The sequence below is a fragment of the Duganella violaceipulchra genome (assembly GCF_019166075.1).
GTDB lineage: Bacteria > Pseudomonadota > Gammaproteobacteria > Burkholderiales > Burkholderiaceae_D > Rugamonas > Rugamonas violaceipulchra.
The window spans coordinates 107950-132539 of the sequence record NZ_JAHTGR010000004.1 but is presented as its reverse complement, the minus strand read 5'-3'; the positions used below and the strand labels follow the sequence as shown (position 1 = coordinate 132539).

The window sequence follows — 24590 nt, the reverse complement described above, 5'->3', positions numbered from 1 at the left end:
CGTATATAATGGCTGACTCTGACACGACATCGGGCAGCAATTGAAACGGATAGCAATCGGCGTCCAGTACGACGGAACCGCGTGGAACGGCTACCAGAAACAGGCGGACGGCCACACGGTCCAGGATAAGCTTGAACAGGCGCTGGAGAAATTCGCCAGGGTGCCGCTGGCCACCACCTGCGCCGGCCGCACCGACACCGGCGTGCACGCGCTGGAACAAGTGGTGCACTTCGACACCGAGCTGGTGCGCGACACCCATTCCTGGGTGCGCGGCGTCAACGCCTTTCTGCCGCCGTCGATCGCGGTGCGCTGGGCCAAGCAGCTCGACGGCGACCCCAGCGTCAACGACTTCTTCCACGCCCGCTTCAGCGCCCGCGCCCGCACCTATCACTACGTGCTGTACAACAATCCGACCCGCTCGCCGCTGCTGGAAGGGCGCGCCGGCTTCTGCTTCCGTCAGCTGGACGTGGCGCTGATGCAGCAGGCCATCCCGCCGCTGCTGGGCTGGCACGACTTCACCGCCTTCCGCGCGGCGCAATGCCAGGCCAAGTCGCCGGTCAAGCTGATGCACGACATCCAGATCAAGCGCCACGGCGAGCTGGTGGTGTTCACCATCACCGCTAACGCCTTCCTGCACCACATGGTGCGCAACCTGGTCGGATCGCTGGTTTATATTGGCACCGGGCGCGAACGGCCGGAATGGCTGGGCCAGCTGCTGGAAACCAAGGACCGCCACGCCGCCGCGCCGACCTTCATGCCGGACGGCCTGTACCTGGCGAAAATCGACTACGACCCCAAATGGGACTTGCCGCTGGAGACCACCAGCGCCTTGCCCTGGTTTTAAAGGATCAACATGGCACGCACGCGTATCAAGATTTGCGGTTTGACCCGCCTGGAAGATGTGCATGCCGTGGTGGCGGCCGGCGCCGATGCGATCGGTTTCGTGTTCTATCCGAAGAGCCCGCGCTACGTGACGCCCGAACAGGCCGCCGAGCTGATCCGCGCCGTGCCGCCCTTCATCACCTGCACCGGCCTGTTCGTCAACGCCACGCCGGAAGAGGTGGCCGCCACCTGCAAAGTGGCGCCGATTGCGCTGATCCAGCTGCACGGCGACGAGACGGTGGAACAGTCCGCCGTCATCGCCGCGGCGGCCGGGCGACAGTTCATGCGGGTGTTCCGCGTCAAACCCGACACACTTCCGTCCGATTTGCTAGAATACGAGCAGCGATGCCGCGCCGCCAGTCCCTTGTTCACCAGCCTGTTGCTGGATACCTATGTGGATGCCTATGGCGGTGCAGGAAAGGGTTTTGATTGGTCTCTCATTCCAAAAGATCTCGCGCCTCGGGTCGTTTTAAGTGGTGGCTTGAGCGTACACAACGCGACTGACGCGGTGGTCGGTGTACGCCCCTACGCCGTCGACATCAGCAGTGGTGTCGAAGCGTCCAGGGGGATCAAGGATGCCCGCAAGATCGCCGACTTTGTCGCGGCGGTGCGGGCCGGAGATACCATGAACGAAAGCGAAACCCATCATGATGAACGCCCCAGCGAAGCCGTTGTTCCACGCTAAAGACTACAATTTTCCCGATGCAAAAGGCCATTTCGGCCCCTACGGCGGCGCCTTCGTCGCCGAAACGCTGACCTACGCACTGGCCGAGCTCAACGAAGCCTACGAGCGCTACAGCAAAGATCCCGAGTTCCTCGACGAGTTCCGTTACGAGCTCAAGCACTTTGTCGGCCGGCCGTCGCCGATCTACTACGCCAGGCGCTGGTCCGAGCTGGCCGGCGGCGCGCAGATCTACTTCAAGCGCGAAGACCTGAACCACACCGGCGCCCACAAGATTAACAACGTCATCGGCCAGGCCTTGCTGGCCAAGCGCATGGGCAAGCCGCGCATCATCGCCGAGACCGGCGCCGGCCAGCACGGCGTCGCCACGGCCACCATCTGCGCCCGTTTCGGGCTGGAGTGCGTGGTCTACATGGGCAGCGAGGACGTCAAGCGCCAAGCGCAGAACGTCTACCGCATGAAGCTGCTGGGCGCGACCGTCGTGCCGGTGGAGTCCGGTTCCAAGACCTTGAAGGACGCGCTCAACGAAGCCATGCGCGACTGGGTCACCAATATTGAAAACACCTTCTACATCATCGGCACCGTGGCCGGCCCGCATCCCTATCCGATGATGGTGCGCGACTTCCAGTCGGTGATCGGCGAGGAGTGCCTGGTGCAGATGCCGGAAATGACCGGCCGCCAGCCGGACTGCGTGGTCGCCTGCATCGGCGGCGGCTCCAACGCCATGGGCATCTTCTACCCGTATATCGACCAGAAGCAGGTGCGCCTGATCGGCGTCGAGGCGGCGGGCGAGGGGCTCGATGGCGACAAGCACGCCGCTTCGCTGACCAAGGGTTTCCCGGGCGTGTTGCACGGCAACCGCACCTATCTGCTGCAGGACGAGAACGGCCAGATCATCGAGACCCATTCGGTGTCGGCCGGCCTCGACTATCCGGGCGTCGGGCCGGAGCACGCCTACCTGAAGGACATCGGTCGCGCGGAATATGTGTCGATCACGGACGAGGAGGCGCTCAAGGCCTTCCACGACTGTTGTCATATCGAAGGCATCATCCCGGCGCTGGAATCGTCGCACGCGCTGGCCTACGCGGCCAAGCTGGCGGCAACCTTGCCTAAGGATCAAATTATTTTGGCCAACCTGTCGGGCCGGGGCGACAAGGACATGCATACGGTGGCAGAACGTATGGGTTTGAACTTCAACTAAGGAAAACGACATGTCCAAAATCGCAGCAACTTTCAGCGCCCTGAAGGCGCACAACAAAACCGCGCTGGTCACCTTCATCACCGCCGGCGATCCGTCGCCGGAATCGACGGTGCCGCTGATGCACGCCATGGTGGCCGGCGGCGCCGACATCCTGGAACTCGGTGTGCCGTTTTCCGACCCGATGGCCGAAGGCCCGGTGATCCAGCGCGCCTGCGAGCGGGCGCTGGCCAACGGCGTCGGCATCCACGACGTGTTCGGCTACGTGGCGGAGTTCCGCAAGACCAACCAGAGCACGCCGGTGGTGCTGATGGGCTATGCCAATCCGATCGAGCGCATCGGCGCGGCCACCTTCATCGCCAAGTCCAAGGCGGCGGGGGCGGACGGCGCCATCGTGGTCGACTACCCGCCGGAGGAGTGTGAAGAGTTCGCGGCCGCCATGCGCGCCGCCGAGCTGGACCTGATCTTCCTGCTGGCGCCGACCTCGACCGAGGCACGCATCGCGCAGGTGGCCAAGGTTGGCGGCGGCTTCAGCTACTACGTCTCGCTCAAGGGCGTGACCGGCGCCGGCAATATCGACACGGTGGAAGTGGCGGAGCGCTTGACGGCGATCCGCAAGCACGTGCAGTTGCCGATCGGCGTGGGCTTCGGCATCCGCGACGGCGCCACCGCGCGCGCCGTGGCCGAGGTGGCCGACGCGGTCGTCATCGGCAGCCGCATCATCCAGGAGATCGAAAACGCCGGCAAGGACGGCGCCGTGGCCGCCGTGCAATCTTTCGTCAGCGGCATCCGCGCCGCGCTCGACGCCTAAACCCGCGCCGGCACCCTTGGCCGTCAAATCCCGACCGCTCACCTTGATACATAGTTCAGTACTGGCTATGTTGAAGGAGAGCGGCCGTGCGTTTCGAGTGGGATCAACGTAAGGCTGCTGCCAATCTGCGAAAGCACGGCGTCAGCTTTGACGAGGCAAAGACCGTTTTTAAAGACTTTGACGTTAGATTGATACGGGATGAGGCCCACTCGAACGGCGAGGATAGGTTTTTCGCTATCGGGTTCAGTCAACGTGGCCGCTTGCTGTTTGTATGCCATTGCTACCGGAGGAGTGAAACCATACGTCTTATTTCTGCTCGCAAAGCAACCCCGGCGGAAACGAAATTTTATCGATGAGGTAACGTATGTGCGACGAAGAGTTGGATGTTTCTAAATATGTGTCTGTTCCCCACCCGATCGCTAAGCTGATGGGGCGGACATTGACTATCGGCTTGGCTCATACCGATATCGATTACTTCAAGGTAATTGGCGACGAAATCGGCTTGTCGCCTGAACAGGTAATACAAATTTATTTAAGAAATATTGTCTATACGGGCTATAAGGTTGAGATAGATTTGCCTCCTTTGCAACGCGAAAAGGCACAAGCCGTAGTAGGGGAATCACTCTAAAAACCCGCCAATTCCATGACGAACCTTAAAAATTGTTGTACTGCAAAGTTCGACAGAGGGGCGAGAAACGGCTACACTTCGGCCACAAGTTAGCTGCAAGGAGAATTTATGAGTTGGTTGGAAAAACTGCTGCCCCCACGTATCCAGCGTTCCGACGCTGCCGCACGCAAGACCATGCCCGAGGGCCTGTGGGTCAAATGCCCGTCCTGCGAAGCCGTGCTGTACCGCACCGATCTGGAATCGAACCTGCACGTCTGCCCGAAATGCGACCATCACATGCGCATCCGCGCCCGTGAACGCCTCGACAGCCTGTTCGACGCCGGCGGCCGCTATGAAATCGGCATGGACACGCTGCCGGTCGATACGCTGAAGTTCAAAGACAGCAAGAAATACCCTGACCGCCTCAAGCAAGCCATGGAAGCCACCGGCGAGACCGATGCGCTGATCGTCATGGGCGGCGCCATCATGAGCCTGCCTTGCGTCGTGGCTTGCTTCGAATTCGAATTCATGGGCGGCTCGATGGGCTCCGTGGTCGGCGAGCGCTTCGTGCGCGGCGCGCAAGTGGCGCTGGAACAGAAGGTACCGTTCATCTGCATCACCGCCACCGGCGGCGCCCGCATGCAGGAAGGCCTGCTGTCGCTGATGCAGATGGCCAAGACCACCGCCATGCTGACCAAGCTGTCCGACAAGAAGCTGCCGTTCATCAGCGTGCTGACCGATCCGACCATGGGCGGCGTATCCGCTTCGTTCGCCTTCATGGGCGACGTCGTCATCGCCGAGCCGAAAGCGCTGATCGGCTTCGCCGGCCCGCGCGTGATCGAAAACACCGTGCGCGAGAAACTGCCGGAAGGCTTCCAGCGCGCCGAGTTCCTGGTCACCAAGGGCGCCGTCGACATGATCGTCGACCGCCGCAAGATGCGCGAAGAAATCGCCCGTCTGATGGCACTGCTGCAAAATCAAGCTGTAGAGGTACTGGCCTAAGATTCGGCCAGTTCCCCACGCTACGGCGCGCAATCGGCTATCATGCCGGCCTGCGCGCCGTTTTTCATTTCTGAGCCCCCATCATGCCGAATCTCCCAACTACTTTGCCCGCCTGGCTTGCACTGCTTGAGTCGCGCCACGCCGAAACCGTCATCAACATGGGCCTGGACCGCGTACTCGCCGTCAAGGAGCGCCTGCATTTGAGCTTCAGCTGCCCGGTCATCATGGTCGCCGGCACCAACGGCAAGGGCTCGACCTGCGCCATGCTGGAATCGGTGCTGATGCGCGCCGGCTACAAGGTCGGCCTGTACATCAAGCCGCACTTCCTGGACTTCAATGAGCGCGCCCGCATCAACGGCGAACTGGCCAGCGACGAAGTGCTGGTGGCCGCCTTCAATGCGGTCGAGGCGGTGCGCGGCGACACCCCGCTGACGTACTTCGAATTCACCACGCTGGCCATCATGCACCTGCTGGCAGGCGCCGGCATGGACGTCGCGATCCTGGAAGTGGGTTTGGGCGGCCGCCTGGACGCGGTCAACATCGTCGATGCCGACGTCGCCATCGTCACCAGCGTCGATATCGACCATACCGACTATCTGGGCGACACGCGCGAGGCGATCGGCTTCGAGAAGGCCGGCATTTTCCGCGCCGGCAAGACCGCGATCTGCTCGGACCCGGTGCCGCCGCAATCGCTGATCGACCACGCCGAGGCTATCGGCGCCGACCTGTGGCTGATGGGCCGCGACTTCAACTATTCCGGCGACAAGCAGCAGTGGAACTACGGCGGCCGCTCGCAGCGCCGCAATTCGCTGGCCTATCCTAGCCTGCGCGGCGCCAACCAGATCCTCAACGCCGCGGCCGTATTGGCTGCGCTGGAAGCGCTGAAGATGGAATTGCCGGTCGGCGCGCAGGAAGTGCGCACCGGCCTGGTGACGGTGGAGCTGCCGGGCCGCTTCCAGGTGCTGCCTGGCCGCCCGACCGTGATCCTCGACGTGGCGCACAATCCGCACGCGGCCTCGGCGCTGAACCAGAACCTCGGCAATATGGGCTTCCACCCCTACACCTACGCCGTGTTCGGCTCCATGCACGACAAGGATATCGACGGCGTGATCGCCGCCATGTCCGAGCATGTGGACCACTGGTGCCTGGCCAACCTGCCGTCGCCGCGCGCGGCCAGTGCCTCGGAACTGGCGGCCAAGGTGCAAATCGTGCAGGCGGAAAAAGCCGAGCGCACCATCAATATCTTCGACGATCCGGCCGCAGCCTATGCAAATGCGATCAGCCGAGCCGGGGAGAATGATAGAATTGTGGTCTTTGGATCTTTCCTCACGGTCGCCGGCGTCATGGCGGCACGAAAATCCGCATTCCATTGAACGCACAGGACTGAAATCACGCATGGGCTTGTTCTCGAAACTCGGTAAAAACAAGCAAGAGACCGCTGGTCAGGACAGCGGCTATTACACCAGCGCAGATGACCAGGCCGCGTCGGAGCGCGCACGCTCCAAGCGCGCCTCGTCGGCCGATGGTTCCGCCAACTCCCGCCGCAGCAAAGACCGCGAAGCGGATGATCCGGTGTTGCCTGAAAAGAAACGCGCGCGCCGCCGCCTCGTGGGCGCCATCGCGCTGGCGCTGGGCGTCGCGATCGGCTTGCCGATGGTGCTCGACTCCGAACCGAAGCCGCTGGCGTCCGATATCGAAATCAAGATTCCCGCCAAGGACAAGCCGGCCGAGGCCGCGCCTGTGCCAACTCCGGCCCCGGCCGCCGCCGCGCCGGTAGCGCAGAGCGCCGCGCTGGACAGCCGGGAAGAAATCGTCGACGACGTCAAGCCGGCCAAGCCCGCCGCGCCGCTGGTGGTGGCGCCGGTCAAGGTCGACAGCGCCAAGCGCGACGCCGAACTGAAGGCCGAAGCCAAGGCCAAAGCGGAAACCATCGCCAAGCTCAAGTCCGACAACGAAGCCAAGGCCCGCCAGGACGCCGACTACAAGCTGGAAATCGAACGCAAGCAGGCCGAAGTGAAAGCCGAAGCCAAGGCCAAGGCCGAAGCCGAGCGCAAGCTGGCCGAAGCCAAGGCCGCCAAGCAGGCCGACAGCGCCAAACCGGCCGCGACGTCGGAAGACGCCCGCGCCCTGGCCATCCTGGAAGGCAAGGCCGCCGCCAAGCCTGCGGCCGCCGCCGAAACCGGCCAGAAATTCGTGCTGCAGGTGGCCGCGCTGAGCGACCAGGGCAAGGTCGACGAGCTGCGCGAAAAATTGAAGAAGGCCGGCATCAGCTCCTACACGCAAAAGACGCCGTCCGGTGACATCACCCGCGTGCGCGTGGGGCCGTTCACCAACAAGGATGAGGCCGAAAAAGTGCGGGCCAAGCTGAGCGCCATGGGCCTGAGCGGCCGTCTCGAAACCGTCTGACCCAGCAGGCGCCCGACGTGACGATATTTGATTATCTGGTGATTTTTGTATTGGTCGCATCGGTCATCATCGGCATGGCGCGCGGCCTGGTGAAGGAAGTGTTGTCGCTGGCGGGCTGGGTGGTGGCCTTCGTGGTCGCCAATGCCTACGCCGCCGTGCTGGCGCCGATGCTGCCGTCGGTGGTGCCGGGCGAGGTGCTGCGGCTGATCCTTGCCTTTATCGCACTGTTTGTCGGTGTGAAGATTTTGACGGGCCTGTTGGCCATGGCGCTGGGCGCCTTGCTCGATGCCGGTGGCCTCAGCCTGGTCGATCGCGCGCTGGGCATGGTGTTCGGCTTTGGTCGCGGCCTTGTCATTGTGCTGGCCGGTGTCATCCTGTGTGGGATGACCTCGGTACCGCAACAAGCATTCTGGAAGGATGCGCTATTGAGTCCGTTCGCGGAGACCGGAGCGCATACGGTGAAAGCCTTGCTTCCCGCTGCCATGGCGCAGCATGTGAATTTTTGAATTCTTTAAATCAGTAGCACCCAGTCCAGGAGCAACATCATGTGTGGCATCGTCGGCGTCGTTTCTCATCAACCTGTCAACCAACTGCTGTATGACGCATTGCTGCTGCTGCAGCACCGCGGCCAGGATGCGGCAGGTATCGCGACCAATCACAGCAGCATGTTCGCCATGCACAAGGCCAACGGCCTGGTTCGTGACGTTTTCCGTACCCGTAACATGCGTACGCTGCAAGGCAATTCCGGCATCGGTCACTGCCGCTATCCAACCGCCGGCTCGTCGAGCGAGGAAGAAGCGCAACCGTTCTACGTCAACGCCCCGTTCGGCATCACCTTGGCGCACAACGGCAACCTGACCAACTGGGAACAGCTCAAAAAAGAAATGTTCCAGAACGACCGCCGCCACATCAACACCGATTCCGATTCGGAAGTGCTGTTGAACGTGCTGGCCCACGAGATCCAGAAAGCCACCACCGGCATCTCGATCGACGCCGACACGATTTTTGAAGCCGTGACCGTGCTGCATCGTCGCGTGCGCGGCGGCTACGCTGCCGTGGCGCAGATCGCCGGCGTCGGCCTGCTGGCCTTCCGCGATCCGTTCGGCATCCGTCCGCTGTGCCTGGGCATCAACGAAACCGAGCAGGGCGCCGAGTACCTGATCGCCTCCGAGTCGGTGGCGCTGGAAGGCATGGGCTTCCGCTTCGTGCGCGACATCGCGCCGGGCGAGGCGGTCTTCATCGACGCCGACAAGCAGCTGCATTCGCGCCAGTGCGCCGACAATCCGTCGCTCAATCCATGCGTGTTCGAGTTCGTCTATCTGGCGCGTCCGGATTCCGTCATCGACGGCGCCTCCGTGTACGCCACCCGCCTGAAGATGGGCGAGTACCTGGCCGAGAAGATCAAGCGCGAATTCAAGGACGGCGAGATCGACGTCGTCATGCCGATTCCGGATTCGTCGCGTCCGGCCGCGATCCAGCTGGCGCTGGCGCTGAACGTGGAATACCGCGAAGGCTTCATCAAGAACCGCTACATCGGCCGCACCTTCATCATGCCGGGCCAGGCCGCGCGCAAGAAGTCGGTGCGCCAGAAGCTGAACGCCATCGCCTCCGAGTTCAAGGACAAGGTCGTGCTGCTGGTGGATGACTCCATCGTGCGCGGCACCACCAGCCGCGAGATCGTGCAGATGGCGCGCGAAGCCGGCGCCAAGAAGGTGATCTTCGCTTCGGCGGCGCCACCGGTGATCTTCCCTAACGTGTACGGCATCGACATGCCTACCCGCGACGAGCTGATCGCCTATGGCCGCAGCACCGAGGAAGTCTGCCGCGAGATCACCGCCGACCACCTGGTGTACCAGGACATCGACGCGTTGAAGCGCGCCATCTCCGACGTCAACCCGGCGCTGAAGAACTTCGAGGCTTCGTGCTTCGACGGCGTCTACGTCACCGGCGACATCTCCAAGGACTACCTGGACAAGCTGGAATACGCGCGCCACCATCCCAAGGCCGCCGGCCCCGAGGACGCTGGACGCTCGCAACTGAATCTGAATCTCGCGACCGCCGAAGGCTGATGTCGCGCCCGGTGCGGATGAGTCCGCACCGGGCTTTTTTTTTTGACTGCTTGAATATGAACGACAAGAAGAACTACGGCTTCACCACCACCATCCTGCACAACGATCGCCAGAAGGGCATCGAGCACGGTTCGCTGCACAAGCCCATCCACACTTCGGTCGCCTTCGGTTACGCCGACGCGCGCCAGTTGGCGTCCGTGTTCCAGGGCAAGGAGCCGGGCTTCCGCTATGGCCGCCAGGGCAACCCGACCATCTCCGCGCTGGAGGACAAGGTCAACCAGATGGAGCAGGGCGTCGGCACGATCTGCTTCGCCACCGGCATGGGCGCGATCGGCGCCGTGTTCCAGTCGCTGCTGCGCGCGGGCGACCATGTGGTGTCGTCGTCTTTCCTGTTTGGTAACACCAACAGCCTGTGGCAGACCACCATGGCGCAGGGCGTGGCCGTGTCCTTCATCGACGCCACCGACGTCGCCAACGTCGCCGCCGCCATCACCGACCAGACCCGCGTGGTGTTCGTCGAGACCATCGCCAATCCGCGCACGCAAGTGGCTGACCTCAAGCGCATCGGCGAGCTGTGCCAGCAGCGCGGCATCCTCTACATCGTCGACAACACGATGACCACGCCTTACCTGTTCCGTCCGAAGGCTGTCGGCGCCGGGCTGGTGGTCAACGCGCTGACCAAGTCGATCGGCGGCCACGGCAACGCCCTGGGCGGCAGCCTGACCGACACCGGCGCCTACGACTGGACCCGCTACCCGAATATCTACGAGAACTACAAGAAGGCCGCGCCGCTGCAATGGGGTCTGGCGCAGATCCGCGCCAAGGGCTTGCGCGATTTCGGCGCCTCGCTGGCGCCGGAAGCGGCGCACCACATCGCCGTCGGCGCCGAGACGCTGGCGCTGCGCATGGAACGCACCAGCGCCAATGCGATGGCGCTGGCCAGGCTGCTGGAGGCGGACGAGCGGGTGGCCGCCGTCTATTATCCTGGCCTGGCGTCGCACCCGCAGCACGCCATCTCCGGCGAACTGTTCCGCAGCTTCGGCTCGCTGCTGAGTTTTGAGCTGAAGGACGGCATCGACTGCTTCGACTTCCTGAACCGCCTGAAGCTGGCGATTCCGGCTTCCAACCTGGGCGACACGCGCACTTTGATCATTCCGGTGGCGCACACCATCTTCTTCGAGATGGGGGCGGAACGCCGGGCGTCGATGGGCATCGCCGAATCGTTGATACGGGTGTCGGTCGGCATCGAGGATACCGACGATCTGTTGGACGATTTCACCTGCGCACTGGAAGCTTGCTGAGCATCGCGCCGAGTTGTGATAATCTAAGCTTTCAATTTTGCTAAGCGGGAGGGGGTGTTATGAGAGCAGCATGGGTACTTGCCTTGACCGTGCTGTCGACTAACGCCTTCGCCGACGAGCAGGCCCGCCGCCTGGCGCGGCAGGCCGAGATCGAGTACTACACCAGCCACTACGACGGCGCCGATATTGCGCTGGCCCGTTTCAACTGCCAGCCTCCTAACATCCCGATGCGCCCGGCGCTGGCCGGCGGCCCTGCGGTGACGCGGGCGCTGGCCGCGTGGCGCAGCTGCTACGACCAGTTCCTTGCCAATTACAATGCCGCGCTCCCGGTCGGCAAGAGCATCCCGCCCGACCTGGCCGACCTGATGACAGATGATGAAATGGACGCCGCGCAGACGTTGATGAGCGAGGTGTTCGTGCGCGTGGCGGATGAGGCCAAGCGCCAGGCGGATGCCGTCACGCTGGCGCAGGCCGCGTGGGAAGGCCGGCGCGGCGACATCGCCTTGAGCGCGCGCGACCTGTCGCATCTGCCGGAGACGGCGGGCAAGCGCTAGGCGCGCAAGCCGCCGGTCCTGCCGCAATGCTTAGTGCCAGCTGCGCATCAGGCCGACCGCCAGGCCTTCCAGCGCGAACTCGTCGGCTTCGGGATCGACCTTGATGATCTTGAAGTCCGGGTTCTCCGGCAGCAGTTCGACGAGCGAGCCGGTCTTGCGGTAGCGCTTGACGGTGACGTCGTTGCCGATGCGGGCCACGACGATCTGGCCGTTCTTGGCGCTATCGACTTTTTTGACGGCCAGCAGGTCACCGTCCATGATGCCGGCGTCGCGCATCGATTCGCCGCGCACCTTCAGCAGATAGTCCGGGCGGGAGGAGAACATGGCCGGATCGACGCTGTAGCTGGTCTCCAGGTTTTCCTGCGCCAGCATGGGCGAGCCGGCGGCCACGCGGCCGATCAGCGGCAGCGACATCATCAGCGACACCGGTGCCTTGGAGGCGGCCGGCTCGGCGTGCACGCCCAGCAGGCGGATGCCGCGCGAAGTGCCGGCGGCGATCTCGATCGCGCCCTTGCGCGCCAGCGCCTGCAAATGCTCCTCGGCCGCGTTGGCGGATTTAAAGCCCAGCTCATTGGCGATTTCGGCGCGGGTCGGCGGGAAGCCTGTGTTTTCGATGGCATCCTTGATCAGATTGAGAATTTGTTCCTGTCTTGCGGTGAGCTTGATCATAGAGTGCTTTAGGCCTGTGTATATAGACAGTCTGTATTTTTGTACAGTGTGAGACGAAATGCAAGGGAATTTGTTGCTTAGCACGAAATAATTTCATGGTGGGGTCAAGTCTGACATTCGGACACGGCCTCGACCGTAGCTTCGTACTACGGTCGAGGCCGTGTCCGAATGTCAGACTTGACCCCGGATTGTCTTTTGGCGGAAAAGCTGCTATAGTCGCGGGCTTACCTCTTCCCACACCTGTCTTGACGCCAGGGTGGGCTATATTCACAGTCCTTAAGGGAGTTTGCATGCGTCACTATGAAATAGTATTTATCGTCCATCCGGACCAGAGCGAGCAAGTGCCCGCCATGATCGAGCGTTACAAAGCCTCGGTAACCACCCGCGGCGGCTCCGTGCACCGTGTTGAAGATTGGGGCCGTCGTCAGATGGCTTACTCGATCCAGAAACTGGCTAAAGCACACTACATCTGCATGAACATCGAATGCGACAACGAGACCCTGGTCGAGCTGGAAACCGCCTTCAAATTCAATGATGCCGTGCTGCGTCACCTGACCGTCAAGATGAAGAAGGCGGAAACCGCTCCTTCGCCGATGATGAAGTCGGTACAACGTGAAGATGCAGCGAAATCGCATCGCACCGAAGCTCCAGCAGTTGCTGCTGCTCCTGCGGCCTAATTGTTGCCAGGAACCGAGCTGAATCAGCTCCAGTTTATTGCCCTCATCGCCGAACGGGACGCCTTGCGCTATACCCCGGCCGGCATGCCGATCGTGAACGCTGTACTCCAGCACCGATCCCAGCAGATGGAGGCAGGCATCGCCCGATTGAGCGAGTTTGAAATTTCCGCGGTTGCCGCGGGCGAGATTTCAGGCCGCTTCAGTCAGGCGCCACTGGCAGGCATGTATCAGTTCACCGGTTTTCTGAACAAGAAGAATCGCAATAGCAAAAGCCTGGTGTTTCACATCATTGATTTTAGTGCTGTCCCAGACAGCTCAATTTAGATACAGGAGCCTAAAATGGCATTCGGTAAAAAGTTCGACAAAAACAAGCTCAAGCTGAAAGAAAAGCGCAAGCAACAGAATCCTTTGTTCAAGCGTAAGAAATTCTGCCGCTTCACCGCAGCAAACGTAGAACAAGTTGACTACAAAGACGTCGACACCCTGAAAGACTTCGTCCAGGAAAACGGCAAAATCATGCCAGCACGTCTGACCGGTACCAAGGCGCACTACCAGCGCCAAGTTGACACCGCAATCAAGCGCGCTCGCTACCTCGCGCTGCTGCCTTACACCGATCTGCACCACGCTTAATCGCGTCGTCTAGATAAGATCCTGGAGAAGAACTATGCAAATCATTCTGTTAGAAAAAGTCGTCAACCTGGGCAACCTGGGTGAAGTCGTTAAAGTTAAAGACGGTTACGCACGTAACTTCCTGATTCCGCAAAAAATGGCTCGCCGCGCTACCGCGTCCGCCGTTGCTGAATTCGAAGTCAAGCGCGCTGAACTGGAAAAAGCTGCTGCTGAAAAGCTGGCCGCTGCTCAAGCTCAAGGCGAGAAACTGAACGGCATGACCGTGAACGTTTCGCAAAAAGCTGGTGTTGACGGCCGTCTGTTCGGCTCCGTCACCAACTTCGACATCGCTGAAGCGCTGACCAAAGCTGGTTTCGCTGTTGAAAAAGCTGCTGTGCGCATGCCGACCGGTCCTCTGAAGACCGTTGGCGAGCACCCAGTGAGCGTCGCTCTGCACACCGACGTGGTGGTGGAAGTGACTGTTGCTGTCGTAGGCGAAGCTGCCTAATACTTTTCCAGACGGAAACGTCTGGTAAGTGTTGTAACACATTGAAAAGCCGGGCTTGCCCGGCTTTTTTCTCGTCATAAATTTGTAATACGGCCCAAGCAAGCAGGTATAATTCGCGCCATGAACGCCCCCTCCGATCCGCAAGTAGATTCACTCCGCGTCCCGCCGCATTCCATCGAAGCAGAACAGTCCGTTATTGGCGGCCTGCTGCGCGATAATGCGGCGTTCGACCGCATTGCGGATATGATGCATCCGGAAGACTTTTACCGCTACGACCACCGCATCATCTTCGAGCAGATCGTCAAGATGATCAACAGCTCGCGGCCGGCGGACGTCATCACCGTGTTTGAAACCCTGACCCAGCTGGGCAAGGCGGAAGACGTGGGCGGCCTGGCCTACCTGAACGCGATGGCGCAAAACACGCCATCGGCCGCCAACATCCGCCGCTACGCCGAGATCGTCCGCGATCGCTCTGTGCTGCGCCAGCTGATCACGGTCGCCGACGAAATCTCCGGACAAGCCTTCAGCCCGCAGGGCAAGGAAGTCAAGCAGATGCTCGACGAGGCCGAATCGAAGATCTTCGCGATCGCCGAGCAGGGCGCCCGCGGCTCGGCCGGCTGGACCGCCGTGCAGCCGCTGCTGACCCAGGTGGTCGAGCGCATCGACGAGCTGTACTCGCGCGAGAACCAGTCCGAGATCACCGGCGTGCCGACCGGCTTCATCGACCTCGACCGCATGACCTCGGGCCTGCAGGCGGGCGACCTGGTCATCGTGGCCGGCCGTCCTTCCATGGGCAAGACCGCATTCTCGGTCAACATCGGCGAAAACGTCGCGATCGAAGCCGGCCTGCCGGTGGCGATCTTCTCGATGGAGATGGGCGGCGCCCAGCTGGCGATGCGTATGCTGGGCTCGGTCGGCCAGCTCGACCAGCACCGCCTGCGCACCGGTCGCCTGAACGACGAGGATTGGCCGCGCCTGACGCACGCCATCCAGAAAATGAACGACGCTCAGTTGTTCATCGACGAAACCCCTGCACTGAACCCGATCGAGATGCGCGCCCGCGCGCGCCGATTGTCGCGCCAGTGCGGCAAGCTGGGCCTGATCATCGTCGACTACCTGCAGCTGATGACAGGCTCGACCCAGGGCGACAACCGCGCCTCCGAGATCTCGGAGATTTCGCGCTCGCTCAAAGGCCTGGCCAAGGAATTGCAATGCCCGGTGATCGCGCTGTCGCAGCTGAACCGCTCGCTGGAGCAACGCCCCAACAAACGTCCCGTCATGTCCGACTTGCGCGAATCCGGCGCTATCGAGCAGGATGCGGACGTCATCATCTTCTTGTATCGCGACGAGGTCTACAACCCGGACTCGCCCGATAAAGGAACGGCCGAGATTATCATCGGTAAGCAGCGTAACGGCCCGATCGGGGCGGTACGCCTGACCTGGATCGGCCAGTACACCAAGTTTGGCAACTACACCGGTAACCTGGCGCTGTACCAAGGCGACTAAGCTGGCATCACTAATCTTTACGCCGTCCTTATCCTGGGCGGCGATCTGTAGTAATTAATGGAACGGAGAATAAAATGTTTGGACGTTTGATGCCCACCGAGGGCAAATTTTTTGACCTGTTTAACCAACACGCCGAGCTGTGCGTCAAAGGTGCAAAAGAAATGCTGGGCCTGATGTCCAATTTCGACGATCTGGAAAATCGCGTGCACGCGATCGAGAGCATCGAAAAGCAGGCCGACAAGATTACCTACGCCACCGTCGACCTGTTGCACAAGACCTTCATCACGCCGATCGACCGCGACGACATCCACAAGCTGATCACCCGCATGGACGACATCCTCGACCTGCTGGAAGACGCCGCCCAGACCGTCTCGCTGTACGACCTGCATTCGGTCACGCCGGAAGCCAAGCGCCTGGCCGAGCTGGTGCTGGCCTGCGCCGAGAAAGTGCGCGACGCCGTGGCCCTGCTGCACAATATGGACAACTCGCGCCAGATCGTCGCCATCTGCGAAGAGATCGACCGCCTGGAATCGGACGCCGACCACGTGATGCGCGCCGCCATGTCCAAGCTGTTCCGCGACGAACCGGACGTGCGCAACCTGATCAAGATGAAGGCCATCTACGAGATCCTGGAAACCGTGACCGACCGTTGCGAAGATGTGGCCAACATCATCGAAGGCATCATCGTCGAGAACGCATAAGCATCATAACTACACAAAAGAATAGTCCAACATGCATACCCTACAAATCAGCATCTACGTGCTGGGCATCCTGATCGCCCTGGCGCTGGTGTTTGACTTCATGAACGGCTTCCATGACGCCGCCAACGCGATCGCGACCGTGGTCTCGACCGGCGTGCTCAAGCCGCAGACGGCGGTGGCCATGGCCGCGTTCTTCAATTTCACCGCGATCTTCGTGGTCGGCCTGCACGTCGCGTCGACGGTGGGCAAGGGCACCATCGATCCCGGCATCGTCGATCAGTACGTGATCTTCGGCGCGCTGGTCGGCGCCATCGCGTGGAACCTGTTCACCTGGTACTACGGCATTCCCTCGTCGTCCTCGCACGCGCTGATCGGCGGCCTGGTCGGCGCCGCGGTGGCCAAGTCCGGCACCAGCGCGCTGGTCGGCGGCGGCCTGCTGAAGACGGTGCAGTGGATCATCCTGTCGCCGCTGATGGGCTTTGTGTTCGGCTCCATCATCATGCTGATCGTCTCGTGGATCTTCGTGCGCTCGACGCCGCGCCGGGTCGACAAGTGGTTCCGCCGCCTGCAGCTGGCGTCGGCCGCCGCCTACAGCCTGGGCCACGGCGGCAACGATGCGCAGAAGACCATCGGCATCATCTGGATGCTGCTGATCGCGGTCGGCCAGGTGCCGGTCGGCGACACCGCGCCGCCGCTGTGGGTGGTCATTTCGTGCTACACGGCGATCTCGTTCGGTACGCTGTTCGGCGGCTGGCGCATCGTCAAGACCATGGGCCAGAAGATCACCAAGCTCAAACCGGTGGGCGGCTTCTGCGCCGAAACCGGTGGCGCGCTGACCTTGCTGATCGCTTCGCACTTCGGTGTGCCGGTCTCGACGACGCACACCATCACCGGCGCGATCGTCGGCGTCGGTTCGGCGCAGAAGATGTCGGCGGTGCGCTGGGGCGTGGCGGGCAATATCGTGTGGGCCTGGGTGTTCACGATCCCGGCCTCGGCCTTCGTGGCCGCGCTGGCCTGGTGGGTCGGTCACCACATCATGTAAAAAAAACAGGGGAGCTTCGGCTCCCTTTTTTGATGGACGTGGCATGCAGAAAATCGATTTTACGCAGTTGATACAATTGGCCCGGGCTTCGGCTGAGGTGACGGCGCCATGTAGTTGCAATACCGTTGCGCTGGCGGCCTGGCAGCGTCTGCCGACGTCGCTGGAGCTGGACCGCTTCGAGGAAGTCGGCACGCTGATGGACGATCCGTACGACGAGCCGACCTTCGCCGAATACCATCCGCACGGCACGCGCTACGACAGCGAGGACGCGCCCATCGCACCGCGCTACTATCCCTGCAACCTGAGCCAGGTCGCGCGCTGCCTGAACTGCGGCCGCCACTACCTGCGCTACAACGAGGCCGGCGGCTACTTCACCGAGCTGCGCATCCGCGCCTTGCAGCCGCAGCTACTGGTCGACGCCGCCCTGTAGTCCCAGCATCCGCGCCGCCATCGCCCGCGCCAGCACGGCCGGCGCCGGGACGGCGATCGGCAAGTCCGTGAACGCCTCGTCGATCGCCAGGTTGGCCAGTCCGTGCGCCAGGCTCCATCCGGTCAACGCCAGCTCCGGTCCGCGTGCCGCGTCGAAAGCGGTGGCCGCCACGACCAGCACATGGAACGCGCTCTCGGCCGCCTGCTTTAGATCCGGGTAGTGGGCCTTTTGGGCCAGCATCGGTCCGAACATCAAGCGGAACTGCGCCGGCCGCGCGCGGGCAAATTCGACATACACCTCGCAGATGTCCATCAGCCGCACGCCTTGATCGCGCGCCCGGTCGCCGTCAGCCGCCGCCATGGCCGTGGCCAGAGCGGCGAAGGCGCGCGCCGCCACCGCCGCCAGCAACTGCTCGCGGCTGGCGAAGTGATGGTAGGGCGCCGCGTGCGACACGCCGGCCGCCTTGGCGACTTCGCGCAGGGTCAGCGCCTGCGCGCCGTCCTGGGCGAGCAGGGCGTCGGCGGCGTCGAGCAGGCTGTCGCGCAGATTGCCGTGGTGGTAGGGTTTGGTGGTCATCAGCTTATCTTGACACGAGAAAGATATCGTCGCACTATACAGATCTTTCCAGTGTAAAGATTGGAGTCTGTCATGTACCACTTTATCGTCGGCCGCAAGCTGCGGCGTGCTTTTGCGGATATCAACGCCGGCGCCTACGCGCGGGTGCTGCCGCAGTTCGCGGCCGCGCACCGGCACGTGATGCACGGCCACCATCCGCTGGCCGGCGAGCGCCGCACGATGGCGTCGACCGCGCAGTGGTATGCGCGCCTGGCGCGGCTGCTGCCGGGCTTGCGCTTCGAGATCGACGCCGTGGCCGTCACCGGCTGGCCGTGGCGCACGGTCGCCACCGTGACGTGGAAGGACCGCTTCACGCTGCCCGACGGCAGCACCGGCGCCAACCAGGGCGTGCATGAATTCGAACTGCGCTGGGGCCGCGTGCACAAACTGGAGGTCCACTGCGACACGGCGAAGCTGGAGAACTACTGCCGCGCCATGGCCGCCGGCGGCATCGCCGAGGCCGCCGCCGCGCCGATCAGCGACGTCCAGGGCAAAGCGATTAAAGGTGACGACCGTCCGATTATGCCAGGGTGCTGACTACCGCACGTTGACGGCGACGTCGCGCCGCCAGGCCGACGGCGCCCAGACCGGCCATAAACAGCGCGTAGGTCTCCGGCTCAGGTACCGCCGACAATGGGGTCAGCTTGATGACACTGCAGGAATACGAAAATAGGCTCTCGCAGGCAGTGGCGACGATCTGGCCGCGGTCGTCAATGCCCCCGGCGGAAAAAATCTCCAGCTTCAGCGATGGATCGACCAGCGAATTGAGGTCGAAGGTCTGGCCATTTTCGTACAGGAAGCCGTGCGAGGTGTAGTCCGCGGTCAAGCCATAGCCCACGACCTGATGCAGTGCGTTGATGCCCAGCGCTTCGTTGAGCGCGTAGCCGCCCGAGAATTTATGCAGGCCAGGGATATACGTCAGCTGCCCGTTGACCTTCATCCAGGCGGAGGGTTCGCCGTTGCCGTCATCGATCCGATCCGCGCCCGCCAATGCACCGTCGCTGCTCAAGGCAAAAGGCATCGGATGATTGACCGCGCCGGCGCTGATGATGTTAATGCTGCCGTTCTGACTGACGAAACCATTGTCGCCAATACTCCCTGCCACCGTGCCGCTATTATTGATCGCTCCCGCGCTGCCACTGCTGTTGCTCAAAAGGGTCGCCGTGCCATTGGCGAAGGTCGCGGCCTTGTTGCCGGCGCTGCCCGCGATCACGCCGGCATTGTTGATGTCGTTCGCGGTCGTGCCATCGGCCAGATAGTTCACGGCGCCGTGGTCGTATACGAAGCCGCGCGTGGTTCCAGCCTGGTTCCGCATGGTGCCGACCAGCACACCGTTGTCATTCATTTCACCGGACGAGAGATGCCAGCCCGATGCCGAAAAGGTAGCAACATGCCGTGTTGCCGCAGTATAAAAAAATATGGAATTCTGATAGTACGGCACAGTGTCGGAAGCGGCCGCACCGGCGATATCGCCGTTGGCGGCGAGGGCGGTATTGCCCATGTTCGCGCCCATATCGGTGATGACCTGTACCGAATAGCGAACTTCGGCTTGCGCCAGCAATGGCGCGGCCAGTGCGCCGAGCAAAGCGGCAGCTAGCAGGGGTTGTTTGATTTTCGCAGCTGTTGGCATCGTATGTCCCTCCTGGGGGAAATACCAGATGTTACTCTTTCTAATGCTTTATCGATATTTTTATTTATATTTTGATATTGTTGCATTTGGTGAGTATGTTGGGCAAAAAATTACGGTAGGAAGGAAATGTGGGGCAGCCACATGGCCATGCTGGCGCCCACTATGCCCACGCCCATCGCCAAGGTCAGCAGCGTCAGGCCGGCCGCCGCCGCCAGCTTGCGGGCGCCGCCGCCAGCGCGCGCGCGCAGGTAGAGCTCCAGCAGCGTCAGTGGCAGCAGCGATTCGCCGAACACCAGGAGGTTGAGCGCCGGGCCGGTGAAGGTCTTGGGATCGAAACCGACCGGGCCGCCATTGACCAGGAGCCAGAACAGCAGGCCGACGCGGAAAAACCAGCTGCCGCTCACCACCAGGAACAGCCGCAGCGCCCAGCGCCGGTGCAGGTCCAGCCGGCGCGCGCGCGCGTGGCGCACCGCCAGCACGGCGCACAGCATGATCAGCACCGCGTCCAGCGTGGTGCCCCAGTGCTGGGTCATGTCGCCGGCCGCGTTGCGGGTCCAGACCATGTAGGCGCCGGCGATGGCGGTGACGACGGCGACCGTCACATAGACGCGCCCGTTCCAGCGGTGGAAGGCCGGGAAGCGTGCCCGCAGCGCCGGGATCAGCTGCAACGGGCCGGCCAGCGTGACCAGCGCGGCGATCGCCAGATGGGCGGCCAGCGCGGCGTTGCCCACGCGGTCGCCGGGCACGTAGCCGACCGGCAGCACTTTGTTAAAGCGCATCCAGTCGCCCGCCGCCACCGCGCCGCCGTAGAACGACGCGATATAGGCCACGAAGATCGCCTGGCCGGCAACCATCACCGCGAACCAGAAAGCGGCGGCGGCTTTCAGCGCCTGGCCGGCGCGCACGCGCACGCTGCGACCATCGGGCATGGTGCCTTTGAACATTAGGGTATCCGACATCTCACTCCTCCTTGCTGGGTTTTCGCCGCACGCCGGCGTAGCATAGGAATATGGCCGAAGGCGGCCGCGCCCACCCGCCGTATCCGACCAGCGACGAGCGTTTTGCGACGAAGCACGGCCGATGCCGACCAACGGCGAACAGCCGCTGCGCCAGCCGCCGTCCGCAGTATCCGCGGCATCGCCAGCATGTGTTGCGGCCAAGCCGCAGTGAGCCGCGTTAATTTCGCCGGATGCCGCACCGCCGTGCACGGATGTACAATGACTTGCAGGCTGAAAGGCCGGCAACCACCGTGGAGGACGCATGACGGAGACGTCGCCGGCAGCAAATTTGCCATTGTTGCCACTGATGGCCGCAGACCGGCCGTCGCGCCAGCGCGCGCTGGTGCTCACGCTGGTGTCGGCGCTGGTGTTTTGCGCGCTGCTGCCTTACACCAAGGTGCCATTGCCGGCGCTGGCCGCCTTCATCCCCATCTACGAATCGAGCCTGCTGCTCAACGACCTGATTACCGCCGTCATGCTGTTCGGGCACTTCAGCATCCTGCGCTCGAAATCGCTGCTGGTGCTGGCCGGCGGCTACCTGTTCACCGCCTTGCTCACCGTGCCGCACATGCTGACCTTCCCCGGGGTGTTCTCGCCCAGCGGCTGGCTGGGCGGGCACAGCCAGGCCACGGCCTGGCTGTATGTGTTCTGGCACGGCGGCTTCCCCGCCTGCGTGGTGGCCTATGCGCTGCTGGGCCATCGTGAACGCCAGCGGCCGTATGCGGCGCCGTCGTCGCAGTGGGCCGCGCTGTGGGCGATCGCCGCCGCGCTGCTGGCCGCCGCCGCCTTCACCGTGCTGGCCACGGCGGGCCACGACTGGCTGCCGCCGATCCTGGTGTCGGGCCACTACACGCTGGCCGGCCGCATCGTGCTGGCCGGCACCTGGGCCGCCAGCGTGGTCGCGCTGGCGGTGTTGTGGCGCTATTCCAACCGCTCGCTGCTGGACCTGTGGCTGGGCGTGGTGATGGCGGCCTGGCTGTGCGACATCGGCCTGTCGGCGGTGCTCAACGCCGGCCGCTACGACGTCGGCTGGTACGCCGGCCGCATCTACGGCCTGTTGGCGGCCAGCTGCGTGCTGATCGTGCTGCTATTGGAAAGCAACAAGCTGTTTGCCCGCCTGGTGGTGTCCCATGAACACGCGCTGCAGCGCGGCGCCGACCTGCAACGACTGAACCTGCAAAACGAGCAGCGCGCCACGCAGTATGCGCAAGCGCTCGACGAGCTGCACTTCAAGGAAGAGGAGATCCGCGCGGTGGTGCACAACATCGCCGACTGCGTGCTCACCACCGACGCCGCCGGCGTGATGATCAGCGCCAACCCGGCGCTGGAGCGGGTGTTCGGCTACACCGCGACGGACGTGGCGGGGCGCCACATCTCGCTGCTGATACCGGAACTGGCGGCCGACAGCGAATCGGCCTTCATCCGCGACGGCGAGGTCGATGGCCTGCACCGCGACGGCCGCCGGCTGCCGCTGGAACTGGCGATGAACGACTTCGAGGTGCATGGCGTGCGGCAGTCGGTGGTGGTGCTGGCCGATATCGGTGAACGCAAGCAGTTCGTGGCCGAGCTGCGGCGCGCGCGGATCAACGCCGAGCAGGCCAACCAGGCCAAGTCGACCTTCCTGGCCAACATGAGCCACGAACTGCGCACGCCGCTCAACGCCATCCTCGGCTTCGCGCAGATCCTGGCGGCGGAAACGATGCCGGTGACGCCGGAAAAACGGCGCGAATTCATCCACCACATCCTCAAGGCCGGCAAGCATTTGCTGGTGCTGATCAACGAGGTGCTGGACCTGGCCAAGGTCGAGTCGGGCACGCTGTCGCTGTCGGTGGAGGCGGTCGAGCTCGATGAGGTCATGACCGCCTGCCAGCAGATGATGGCGCCGCTGGCCGACCACCGCGAGCTGCGCCTGCGCTTCGTGCTCGAGCCCGGCATCTATGTGCAGGCCGACCACACGCGCCTGAAGCAGGTGCTGCTCAACCTGCTGAGCAATGCGGTCAAGTACAACCGCAAGGGCGGGCAGGTCAATGTGAGCTGCGTCGCCCTGTCGCCCGAGCGTATCCGGATCGCGATCCAGGACGGCGGCGAGGGCCTCGCGCCCGCCCAGCTTGCCCAGCTGTTCCAACCCTTCAACCGGCTGGGGCGCGAAGCGTCGAGCGAGGAGGGCACCGGCATCGGCCTGGTGATGACCCGGCGCCTGGTGGAAATGATGGGCGGCACCATCGGCGTCAGCAGCACGGTGGGCGTCGGCAGCGTGTTCTGGATCGAGCTGAAGGCGGCCGCCGCGGTCCGCGTCGCGCCCGGGTTCAGCCAGATCGTGCCGGTCGACCCGCTGGCCGCGGCCGGCTCCGGGCAGCGCACCCTGCTGTACGTGGAGGACAATCCGGCCAACCTGTTGCTGGTCCGGGAACTGATCGGCTTGCGCGGCGACTGCAGGCTGCTGACCGCCAGCGAGGCCACCGCCGGCCTGCGGCTGGCGCGCGAGCAGCGGCCGGACGTGATCCTGATGGACATCAACCTGCCCGGCATGAGCGGCAATGAAGCGGTGAGGCTGCTCGGCGCCGATCCGGCCACCCGGGACATTCCGGTCATCGCGCTGTCGGCCAACGCGATGGCGCACGATGTCGCGCGCAGCCGGCAGGCGGGCTTCACGGGCTACCTGACCAAGCCGCTGGACCTGGACCAGTTCACCGCAGCGTTGAACGCGGCGCTGCGCTGCTCGGAGCAGCGCGCCAGCCGCAGCCTGTAGCCCTTGCCCGGCGCGCGGCGGTCGGCCCGGGGCGGCCCAAATAGGCTATCATGCCGCCTCTTTACCCGTTTGATTGTTCTTCCCATGAAAGTTCCCCGCAGCAAGCACTTTTCACCGCACCGCAGCAAGCTGGAAGCGTTGGTGAATGTCGTCCTGATGGGGGGCGTGGTGAGCGCGCTGAGCTATTACAGCCGCCTGCATGGCCGCCTTGGCGTGACCCGCCACGCGATCGCGCTGGCGCCCGGCCAGCGCCTGCCGCGTCCGCTCAAGATCGCGTTTGCCTCCGATTTCCATGCCGGCCCGCCCACCCACGCCGGCATCTTCAACGACTTGTTCGCCAGCATCGCCGCCGAGCAGCCGGACGTGCTGCTGATGGGCGGCGACTACGTGTCCGGCCCGGCGGCCAATGTCGCCGTGCTGTGCCCGGCGCTGGCGGCCTGCCGTCCGCCGCTGGGCAAGTTTGCCGTGCTGGGCAATCACGACCTGTCGACCGACGACGGCGAGATCTGCCGCCGCTTCGAGGCGGCCGGCGTGCAGATGCTGGTCAACCGCGCGCAGGCCCTGGCTGCGCCGTTCGGCAAGGTCGCGATCTGCGGCATGGACGATCCCTGGACCGGCGAGCCCGACGGCGCCGCCACCTTCGCCGGCGCCGCCGACGCCGACGTGCGGGTGTTGCTGATGCACGCGCCGGACGGCCTGCTGGCGCTGGCCGGCCAGCGCTACGACGTCGCCTTCGCCGGCCACACCCACGGCGGCCAGATCGCGCTGCGCGACGGCACGCCGCTGGTGCTGCCGGCCGGTCCGCTGTCGCGTCCCTATCATTATGGACGCTTCCCGGTGGCCGGCAACGGCGAGCTGATCGTCAGTCGCGGCGTGGGCTGCAGCCGGATTCCGGTGCGCATCAACGCCGATCCGGAACTGGTGATCTGTACTATGCAATAATT

General features: G+C 63.4%; 28 protein-coding genes. 24 read left to right on the top strand and 4 right to left on the bottom strand.

The features are described 5' to 3' along the window. Positions 1-40: 40 nt before the first annotated feature. The 13 genes from truA to KVP70_RS09030 all read left to right on the top strand — a co-directional run bounded on the left by truA (position 41) and on the right by KVP70_RS09030 (position 11512). Positions 41-844: a tRNA pseudouridine(38-40) synthase TruA gene (truA, locus tag KVP70_RS09090; protein WP_217941854.1), complete on the top strand. Its 804-nt coding sequence runs from the start codon at positions 41-43 to the stop codon at positions 842-844. 9 nt (positions 845-853) lie between these two features. Further along, complete coding sequence (locus KVP70_RS09085; RefSeq protein ID WP_217941852.1) at positions 854-1567, top strand: phosphoribosylanthranilate isomerase; 714 nt, start codon at positions 854-856, stop codon at positions 1565-1567. Further along, complete coding sequence (gene trpB / locus KVP70_RS09080; protein WP_217941851.1) at positions 1530-2765, top strand: tryptophan synthase subunit beta; 1236 nt, start codon at positions 1530-1532, stop codon at positions 2763-2765. The genes KVP70_RS09085 and trpB overlap by 38 nt, the downstream gene beginning before the upstream one ends. Positions 2766-2775: 10 nt before the next feature. Beyond that, positions 2776-3573 carry a tryptophan synthase subunit alpha gene (gene trpA, locus KVP70_RS09075; RefSeq protein ID WP_217941849.1) on the top strand — a complete coding sequence of 266 codons (798 nt, stop codon included), beginning with the start codon at positions 2776-2778 and terminating at the stop codon, positions 3571-3573. An 86-nt stretch (positions 3574-3659) separates the two neighbouring features. Next, the gene (locus KVP70_RS09070; RefSeq protein ID WP_217941848.1) at positions 3660-3929 is read left to right on the top strand and encodes a BrnT family toxin; all 270 of its coding nucleotides are present in this window, start codon (positions 3660-3662) and stop codon (positions 3927-3929) included. 8 nt (positions 3930-3937) lie between these two features. Then, complete coding sequence (locus KVP70_RS09065; protein ID WP_217941846.1) at positions 3938-4201, top strand: hypothetical protein; 264 nt, start codon at positions 3938-3940, stop codon at positions 4199-4201. A 108-nt stretch (positions 4202-4309) separates the two neighbouring features. Continuing rightward, a complete protein-coding gene (accD, locus tag KVP70_RS09060; RefSeq protein WP_116990177.1) occupies positions 4310-5182 on the top strand; it encodes an acetyl-CoA carboxylase, carboxyltransferase subunit beta in 873 nt (290 codons plus the stop codon). An 83-nt stretch (positions 5183-5265) separates the two neighbouring features. Then, complete coding sequence (gene folC / locus KVP70_RS09055; RefSeq protein ID WP_217941845.1) at positions 5266-6555, top strand: bifunctional tetrahydrofolate synthase/dihydrofolate synthase; 1290 nt, start codon at positions 5266-5268, stop codon at positions 6553-6555. Between the two features lie 22 nt (positions 6556-6577). After that, entirely contained in the window at positions 6578-7588 is a 1011-nt protein-coding gene (locus KVP70_RS09050; protein ID WP_217941844.1) for an SPOR domain-containing protein, read from the top strand. Positions 7589-7605: 17 nt separating this feature from the next. Continuing rightward, positions 7606-8094: a CvpA family protein gene (locus tag KVP70_RS09045; RefSeq protein ID WP_217941842.1), complete on the top strand. Its 489-nt coding sequence runs from the start codon at positions 7606-7608 to the stop codon at positions 8092-8094. Between the two features lie 39 nt (positions 8095-8133). Next, a complete protein-coding gene (gene purF / locus KVP70_RS09040; RefSeq protein ID WP_070272682.1) occupies positions 8134-9657 on the top strand; it encodes an amidophosphoribosyltransferase in 1524 nt (507 codons plus the stop codon). 56 nt (positions 9658-9713) lie between these two features. Continuing rightward, positions 9714-10958, top strand: coding sequence for a cystathionine gamma-synthase family protein (locus tag KVP70_RS09035; RefSeq protein WP_217941840.1), 1245 nt, complete (start codon positions 9714-9716; stop codon positions 10956-10958). A 59-nt stretch (positions 10959-11017) separates the two neighbouring features. Beyond that, positions 11018-11512, top strand: a complete 495-nt coding sequence (locus KVP70_RS09030; RefSeq protein ID WP_217941838.1) for a hypothetical protein — start codon at positions 11018-11020, stop codon at positions 11510-11512. A gap of 30 nt (positions 11513-11542) precedes the next feature. Here KVP70_RS09030 and lexA read toward each other — a convergent pair whose 3' ends face one another. Next, the gene (gene lexA / locus KVP70_RS09025; RefSeq protein ID WP_217941837.1) at positions 11543-12181 is read right to left on the bottom strand and encodes a transcriptional repressor LexA; all 639 of its coding nucleotides are present in this window, start codon (positions 12179-12181) and stop codon (positions 11543-11545) included. Positions 12182-12471: 290 nt separating this feature from the next. On the opposite strand from lexA, the gene rpsF reads away from it, so the two are divergent. The 8 genes from rpsF to KVP70_RS08985 all read left to right on the top strand — a co-directional run bounded on the left by rpsF (position 12472) and on the right by KVP70_RS08985 (position 17654). Next, entirely contained in the window at positions 12472-12858 is a 387-nt protein-coding gene (rpsF, locus tag KVP70_RS09020; protein WP_217941836.1) for a 30S ribosomal protein S6, read from the top strand. Between the two features lie 18 nt (positions 12859-12876). Continuing rightward, positions 12877-13182, top strand: a complete 306-nt coding sequence (gene priB / locus KVP70_RS09015) for a primosomal replication protein N (protein ID WP_043482237.1) — start codon at positions 12877-12879, stop codon at positions 13180-13182. A 15-nt stretch (positions 13183-13197) separates the two neighbouring features. Beyond that, a complete protein-coding gene (rpsR, locus tag KVP70_RS09010) occupies positions 13198-13488 on the top strand; it encodes a 30S ribosomal protein S18 (RefSeq protein WP_008450941.1) in 291 nt (96 codons plus the stop codon). A gap of 34 nt (positions 13489-13522) precedes the next feature. Continuing rightward, on the top strand, positions 13523-13975 hold the full coding sequence (gene rplI, locus KVP70_RS09005; protein WP_008450939.1) for a 50S ribosomal protein L9: 453 nt from the start codon (positions 13523-13525) through the stop codon (positions 13973-13975). 120 nt (positions 13976-14095) lie between these two features. Next, a complete protein-coding gene (locus KVP70_RS09000; RefSeq protein ID WP_020701815.1) occupies positions 14096-15481 on the top strand; it encodes a replicative DNA helicase in 1386 nt (461 codons plus the stop codon). Positions 15482-15555: 74 nt separating this feature from the next. Then, positions 15556-16182, top strand: a complete 627-nt coding sequence (locus tag KVP70_RS08995; protein WP_026334225.1) for a DUF47 domain-containing protein — start codon at positions 15556-15558, stop codon at positions 16180-16182. Between the two features lie 31 nt (positions 16183-16213). Further along, positions 16214-17224, top strand: a complete 1011-nt coding sequence (locus KVP70_RS08990) for an inorganic phosphate transporter (protein WP_217941835.1) — start codon at positions 16214-16216, stop codon at positions 17222-17224. A 43-nt stretch (positions 17225-17267) separates the two neighbouring features. After that, on the top strand, positions 17268-17654 hold the full coding sequence (locus tag KVP70_RS08985; RefSeq protein ID WP_217941834.1) for a hypothetical protein: 387 nt from the start codon (positions 17268-17270) through the stop codon (positions 17652-17654). Here the strand turns inward: KVP70_RS08985 and KVP70_RS08980 are convergent. Then, complete coding sequence (locus KVP70_RS08980; RefSeq protein WP_217941833.1) at positions 17631-18230, bottom strand: TetR/AcrR family transcriptional regulator; 600 nt, start codon at positions 18228-18230, stop codon at positions 17631-17633. The two genes, KVP70_RS08985 and KVP70_RS08980, sit on opposite strands and share 24 nt — an antisense overlap. Before the next feature lie 72 nt (positions 18231-18302). Between KVP70_RS08980 and KVP70_RS08975 the strand changes: the two genes are divergently transcribed. Further along, on the top strand, positions 18303-18806 hold the full coding sequence (locus tag KVP70_RS08975) for a nuclear transport factor 2 family protein (protein ID WP_217941832.1): 504 nt from the start codon (positions 18303-18305) through the stop codon (positions 18804-18806). On the opposite strand, the gene KVP70_RS34190 is transcribed toward KVP70_RS08975, so the two are convergent. Both KVP70_RS34190 and KVP70_RS08965 read right to left on the bottom strand, forming a co-directional pair. Continuing rightward, a complete protein-coding gene (locus KVP70_RS34190; RefSeq protein ID WP_229224706.1) occupies positions 18790-19899 on the bottom strand; it encodes a PEP-CTERM sorting domain-containing protein in 1110 nt (369 codons plus the stop codon). The genes KVP70_RS08975 and KVP70_RS34190 overlap by 17 nt on opposite strands. A gap of 110 nt (positions 19900-20009) precedes the next feature. Beyond that, positions 20010-20858, bottom strand: a complete 849-nt coding sequence (locus KVP70_RS08965) for a DUF2306 domain-containing protein (protein WP_217941831.1) — start codon at positions 20856-20858, stop codon at positions 20010-20012. Between the two features lie 301 nt (positions 20859-21159). On the opposite strand from KVP70_RS08965, the gene KVP70_RS08960 reads away from it, so the two are divergent. Together KVP70_RS08960 and KVP70_RS08955 are read left to right on the top strand one after the other, a co-directional pair. Then, positions 21160-23646 carry an MASE4 domain-containing protein gene (locus tag KVP70_RS08960; protein WP_217941829.1) on the top strand — a complete coding sequence of 829 codons (2487 nt, stop codon included), beginning with the start codon at positions 21160-21162 and terminating at the stop codon, positions 23644-23646. A gap of 84 nt (positions 23647-23730) precedes the next feature. Beyond that, complete coding sequence (locus KVP70_RS08955) at positions 23731-24588, top strand: metallophosphoesterase (protein ID WP_217941828.1); 858 nt, start codon at positions 23731-23733, stop codon at positions 24586-24588. Positions 24589-24590 lie beyond the last annotated feature (2 nt).

Excerpts from the sequence above, each read along its gene's own strand:
- KVP70_RS09000 (WP_020701815.1), top strand. The coding sequence starts at position 14,096 with ATGAACGCCCCCTCCGATCCGCAAGTAGATTCACTCCGCGTCCCGCCG.
- trpB (WP_217941851.1), top strand. The coding sequence starts at position 1,530 with ATGATGAACGCCCCAGCGAAGCCGTTGTTCCACGCTAAAGACTACAAT.
- KVP70_RS34190 (WP_229224706.1), bottom strand. The coding sequence starts at position 19,899 with ATGCCAACAGCTGCGAAAATCAAACAACCCCTGCTAGCTGCCGCTTTG.
- KVP70_RS08980 (WP_217941833.1), bottom strand. The coding sequence starts at position 18,230 with ATGACCACCAAACCCTACCACCACGGCAATCTGCGCGACAGCCTGCTC.
- accD (WP_116990177.1), top strand. The coding sequence starts at position 4,310 with ATGAGTTGGTTGGAAAAACTGCTGCCCCCACGTATCCAGCGTTCCGAC.
- KVP70_RS09035 (WP_217941840.1), top strand. The coding sequence starts at position 9,714 with ATGAACGACAAGAAGAACTACGGCTTCACCACCACCATCCTGCACAAC.
- rpsR (WP_008450941.1), top strand. The coding sequence starts at position 13,198 with ATGGCATTCGGTAAAAAGTTCGACAAAAACAAGCTCAAGCTGAAAGAA.
- KVP70_RS09030 (WP_217941838.1), top strand. The coding sequence starts at position 11,018 with ATGAGAGCAGCATGGGTACTTGCCTTGACCGTGCTGTCGACTAACGCC.
- purF (WP_070272682.1), top strand. The coding sequence starts at position 8,134 with ATGTGTGGCATCGTCGGCGTCGTTTCTCATCAACCTGTCAACCAACTG.
- KVP70_RS09085 (WP_217941852.1), top strand. The coding sequence starts at position 854 with ATGGCACGCACGCGTATCAAGATTTGCGGTTTGACCCGCCTGGAAGAT.
- KVP70_RS08995 (WP_026334225.1), top strand. The coding sequence starts at position 15,556 with ATGTTTGGACGTTTGATGCCCACCGAGGGCAAATTTTTTGACCTGTTT.
- folC (WP_217941845.1), top strand. The coding sequence starts at position 5,266 with ATGCCGAATCTCCCAACTACTTTGCCCGCCTGGCTTGCACTGCTTGAG.
- KVP70_RS09050 (WP_217941844.1), top strand. The coding sequence starts at position 6,578 with ATGGGCTTGTTCTCGAAACTCGGTAAAAACAAGCAAGAGACCGCTGGT.
- KVP70_RS08965 (WP_217941831.1), bottom strand. The coding sequence starts at position 20,858 with ATGTCGGATACCCTAATGTTCAAAGGCACCATGCCCGATGGTCGCAGC.
- KVP70_RS08990 (WP_217941835.1), top strand. The coding sequence starts at position 16,214 with ATGCATACCCTACAAATCAGCATCTACGTGCTGGGCATCCTGATCGCC.
- rplI (WP_008450939.1), top strand. The coding sequence starts at position 13,523 with ATGCAAATCATTCTGTTAGAAAAAGTCGTCAACCTGGGCAACCTGGGT.
- KVP70_RS08985 (WP_217941834.1), top strand. The coding sequence starts at position 17,268 with ATGCAGAAAATCGATTTTACGCAGTTGATACAATTGGCCCGGGCTTCG.
- KVP70_RS08960 (WP_217941829.1), top strand. The coding sequence starts at position 21,160 with ATGACGGAGACGTCGCCGGCAGCAAATTTGCCATTGTTGCCACTGATG.
- trpA (WP_217941849.1), top strand. The coding sequence starts at position 2,776 with ATGTCCAAAATCGCAGCAACTTTCAGCGCCCTGAAGGCGCACAACAAA.
- KVP70_RS08955 (WP_217941828.1), top strand. The coding sequence starts at position 23,731 with ATGAAAGTTCCCCGCAGCAAGCACTTTTCACCGCACCGCAGCAAGCTG.
- KVP70_RS09065 (WP_217941846.1), top strand. The coding sequence starts at position 3,938 with ATGTGCGACGAAGAGTTGGATGTTTCTAAATATGTGTCTGTTCCCCAC.
- lexA (WP_217941837.1), bottom strand. The coding sequence starts at position 12,181 with ATGATCAAGCTCACCGCAAGACAGGAACAAATTCTCAATCTGATCAAG.
- rpsF (WP_217941836.1), top strand. The coding sequence starts at position 12,472 with ATGCGTCACTATGAAATAGTATTTATCGTCCATCCGGACCAGAGCGAG.
- KVP70_RS08975 (WP_217941832.1), top strand. The coding sequence starts at position 18,303 with ATGTACCACTTTATCGTCGGCCGCAAGCTGCGGCGTGCTTTTGCGGAT.